Annotated in this window: 2 protein-coding genes and 1 pseudogene; all 3 read left to right on the forward strand. The window is 73.4% G+C overall.

Features of this window, described 5'->3' with window-relative positions:
• Positions 1–395, forward strand: a pseudogene (locus ABD194_RS19700) (NADP-dependent phosphogluconate dehydrogenase); the annotation flags it as partial.
• 165 nt (positions 396–560) lie between these two features.
• The gene (locus ABD194_RS19705; RefSeq protein ID WP_343994665.1) at positions 561–1,958 is read left to right on the forward strand and encodes a sigma 54-interacting transcriptional regulator; all 1,398 of its coding nucleotides are present in this window, start codon (positions 561–563) and stop codon (positions 1,956–1,958) included.
• An 8-nt stretch (positions 1,959–1,966) separates the two neighbouring features.
• Positions 1,967–3,345: vWA domain-containing protein (locus ABD194_RS19710; protein WP_343994667.1), on the forward strand; the 1,379-nt coding region annotated here is incomplete at its 3' end.

Here is a 3,345-nt window from a genome sequence, read left to right on the forward strand (position 1 = left end):
AGTACGGCTGGGACCTCGACCTCGGTCAGGTCGCCACGATCTGGCGCGGCGGCTGCATCATCCGCGCCCGCTTCCTCGACCGCATCCGTGAGGCGTATGCCGCCGACGACGTCCTCGAGTCGCTGCTGACCGCGCCGTGGTTCGCGGAGGCGATCGGGCAGGGCGTGCAGGCGTGGCGCTGGGTCGTCGCCGTCGCGGCCGAGCGCGGCGTGCCGGCCCCCGCCTTCGGCTCGTCGCTCTCCTACTTCGACGCCCTGCGACGCGATCGGCTGCCGTCCGCGCTCATCCAGGCGCTGCGCGACAACTTCGGCGCCCACACCTATCTGCGGACCGACCGCGAGGGCTCCTTCCACACCAACTGGGCCGGAGACCGCGCGGAGAGCCCATCGGCCTGAGGCGGGCGCGGGCCCGCGGGGGGCCGCACCCGCCGCGACACTGCCGCGCGTGGTGCAACAGTGACGCAGCGCGGGCCGGCTTCCACGTCGCTCGAAGCCCGCGGCACCCCTCGGCACCGTTCGGCACCCTTCGACAGTGCCGGGACTCGGACGTAGCGTGAAGCAATGAGCCAACCCGACACCGGTCGTGCCACCACCCTCGGCGAGCTGCGCGCCTCCGGGCACGTCTACCGCACCGTCAAGGCCGAGATCGGCGAGAACCTCCTGGCGCGGCTGCGGGCGGGCGAGGACGCGTTCCCGGGGATGGTCGGTTTCGACGAGACGGTGCTGCCCGAGCTCGAGACGGCGCTGCTGGCCGGCCACGACCTCGTCCTGCTCGGCGAGCGCGGCCAGGGCAAGACCCGCCTGATGCGCACGCTCGCCGGGCTGCTCGACGAGTGGAGCCCCGTCGTCGAGGGGTGCGAGATCGGCGACGACCCGCACCACCCGTCGTGCACGCGCTGCCGGCGCCTCAGCGCCGAGCTGGGCGAGGACCTGCCGGTTTCCTGGCGCCATCGCAGCGAGCGCTACACCGAGAAGCTCGCGACGCCCGACACGAGCGTCGGTGACCTCGTCGGCGACGTCGACCCGGTCAAGGTCGCGCAGGGCCGCACGCTCGGCGACCCCGAGACCGTGCACTACGGCCTCGTCCCGCGCAGCAACCGCGGCATCTTCGGCCTCAACGAGCTGCCCGACCTCGCCGAGCGCATCCAGGTCGCCCTCTTCAACGTGCTCGAGGAGCGCGACATCCAGATCCGCGGCTACTCCCTCCGGCTGCCGCTCGACCTGCTGCTCGTCGCGACGGCCAACCCCGAGGACTACACCAACCGCGGCCGCATCATCACCCCGCTCAAGGACCGCTTCGGCGCCGAGATCCGCACCCACTACCCGACCGAGGTCAGCGACGAGGTCGCCCTCATCGCGCAGGAGTCCTCGCTCGTCGCCGAGGTGCCCGAGCACCTGCTCGAGGTCGTCGCGCGGTTCACCCGCGGCCTGCGCGAGTCCTCGGCCGTCGACCAGCGCTCCGGCGTGTCCGCGCGCTTCGCCATCGCGGGCGCCGAGGGGGTGGCCGGCTCCGCGCTTCGTCGTGCCGCCCGCACCGGGGAGGCGTATGCCGTCGCCCGCGTCTGCGACGTCCCGACCGTCGTGCCCACCCTGCTCGGCAAGGTCGAGTTCGAGATGGGCGAGGAGGGCCGCGAGCGGGACGTGCTGACGCACCTGCTCCGGCTCGCGGTGGCTGAGACGTACCGGTCGCGGCTCGCGGGGCTCGACCTCAGCGGCTTCACCAACCTCTTCGCCGAGGGCGCCGTCGTCGAGACCGGTGAGCTGGTGCCGGGCGCCGACCTGCTGGCCCAGGTGGGTCCGGTCTCGGGCCTGTCGAAGGTGCTCGACCGGCTGGGGCACGGCGACGACGCGACGCCGGGCGAGGTGGCGGCCGCCATCGAGTTCGTGCTCGAGGGCCTGCACCTGACGCGCCGCATCGACAAGGACTCCGTGGCCGGCCGCACCGTCTACGGGGCGTAGGAATCCGAATGACACCGAGAGTCCCCGGCGAGGGTGGCAACGTGCACGGGCGGTTCCGCTACACCCCGTGGCACGGCGGACCCGACCCGCTCGCACCGCCCTTCGACGTGCGTTCGGCGCTCGACGAGGTGGGTCAGGACGTCCTCGCCGGCGGCTCGCTCCGGGACTCGCTGCGCGAGCTGCTGAGGCGAGGGATGGACGGGCGCCGCGGTCTCGACGACCTCGCCGACCGCGTACGCCGGCTGCGCGAGGCAGCCCGTCGCCGCGGTGACCTGGGGGGCACGCTCGACCAGGTTCGGGCGATGCTCGACCAGGCGCTCGCCGAGGAGCGTGACACCCTCGCCGGCGAGCCCGGCGACGACGCCCGCCTGGCCGAGATGGACCTTGCGACGATCCCCGACGACGTCGCCGGGGCCGTGCGAGCGCTCGGTGACTACGAGTGGCACTCGCCCGAGGCGAAGGCGACCTATGAGCAGATCCAGCAGATGCTGCAGCGCGAGGTCGTCGGGGCTCAGTTCGAGGGGCTCAAGCAGGCCCTGTCGGGCAACGACGCCCAGTCACGCGAGGCGATGCAGGCGGTCAAGGACATGCTCGCCGACCTCAACCAGCTGCTGGCCGCGCACGCCCGGGGCGAGGACACCGAGGACCAGTTCCGCGACTTCATGGACAAGCACGGCGACCTGTTCCCGGAGCAGCCCGAGAACGTCGACGAGCTGATCGACGCCCTCGCCCGACGCCAGGCCGCGGCCGAGCGCCTGATGGCGTCGCTCAGTCCCGAGCAGCGCGAGCAGCTCAGCCGGCTGATGTCCGAGGCGCTCGGCGACCCGGACCTGGCCTCCGAGATGGCCCAGCTGGCCGATAACCTCCGGGCCCTGCGTCCCGGTCTCGACCGGCGCAGCCCGGTGCAGCCGGGCCAGGGCGAGCCGATGGGCTACGGCGACGCCGTCGGTGCGGTGGCCGAGCTGGCCGACCTCGAGCAGCTCGGCGAGCAGCTGGGCCAGAGCTACTTCGGGGCCACGCTCGACGACGTCGACGTGGAGCGGCTCGAGCAGTACCTCGGCGCCGACGCCGCCCGCGACATGGAGGCGCTGCGCCAGCTCGAGCGCGAGCTCGAGCGCCAGGGCTACGTCTCCCGGGGCGACGACGGCCTGCGCCTGACGCCCCGGGCGGTCCGCCGGCTCGGGGAGACGGCGCTCAAGCGGGTCTTCGAACGGGTGGAGGCCGCCGGTCGCGGCGACCACGACGACCGCGCCGCCGGCCAGGCCGACGAGCTCACCGGGCTCAGCCGGCAGTGGGAGTTCGGCGACGAGCTGCCGATCGACACGGTCCGCACCGTCTCCAATGCCCTCCAGCGCCGGGCCCGAGTGGGGCAAAGGGCCACCTCGAC

Origin of the sequence: Terrabacter terrae, from assembly GCF_039529575.1 — a bacterium.
GTDB classification, from domain to species: domain Bacteria; phylum Actinomycetota; class Actinomycetes; order Actinomycetales; family Dermatophilaceae; genus Terrabacter; species Terrabacter terrae.